The following is a 672-nucleotide window of genomic DNA, read 5'->3' as shown; positions in this document are numbered from 1 at the left end:
TCAGGCGACAGCAAGCAGGTTGGCATCGGCGCCGATCGCGTAATCTTCCGGGACAAGGATTCGATCACCACCTTCAACAGCGGCCTGACCTACAAGGAAACCAACAATTTCCTGCTCGGCAACAGGATCGAGGTCGGCAGCCGCAAATATACCGTCGGCGATCTCGGTATCTCACATTCACGCCGCATGCTGGGCGGCCTCTGGGTGTTCGATCTCTCTTACAGCCAGGGGCTCAACCTCTTTGACGCTGTTGCTCCGGGCGATGCCGGAGCAGGGAATGCCGATCCCCGCTTTTCCAAGTTCAGGGGCACGATCACCCTGACGCGGCCTTTCGAGGTGGCGGAGCAGCATCTTGAGATCAATTCCATCGTCACCGGGCAATATTCGCCCGACAATCTGTTCGGGGCGGAGCAGATCTCGGTCGGTGGTTATTCCTCCGTGCGCGGCACGCGCGAGACCATGCTTTATGGCAATAACGGCTTCTTCGTCCGCAACGATCTCGTCTGGCGGACGCAGCCTTTTGCCGAGAATGCCGAGCTTGCCAGGATACTCGGAGAGTTGAGGCCCTATGTCGGCCTCGATTACGGGCGGATCGCACGCCAGGCCCGCTACCAGATCGCCGGTGGCGACATGCTCGGCTGGACGGTCGGGGCCAAGCTCGCCGGCGGCAAT

At 60.7% G+C, this 672-nt stretch carries 1 protein-coding gene; it reads left to right on the top strand.

What is annotated here, in order from left to right; translation table 11 throughout:
* Positions 1-672 (top strand): ShlB/FhaC/HecB family hemolysin secretion/activation protein (locus JJQ51_RS32815; protein ID WP_331275840.1); only part of this gene is annotated, 672 nt, incomplete at both ends.

It is taken from the genome of Rhizobium sp. AG207R (genome assembly GCF_027109195.1).
GTDB lineage: Bacteria > Pseudomonadota > Alphaproteobacteria > Rhizobiales > Rhizobiaceae > Rhizobium > Rhizobium dioscoreae.
Note: the sequence above shows the minus strand (reverse complement) of the source record. Positions and strands in the feature narration are given on the sequence as shown.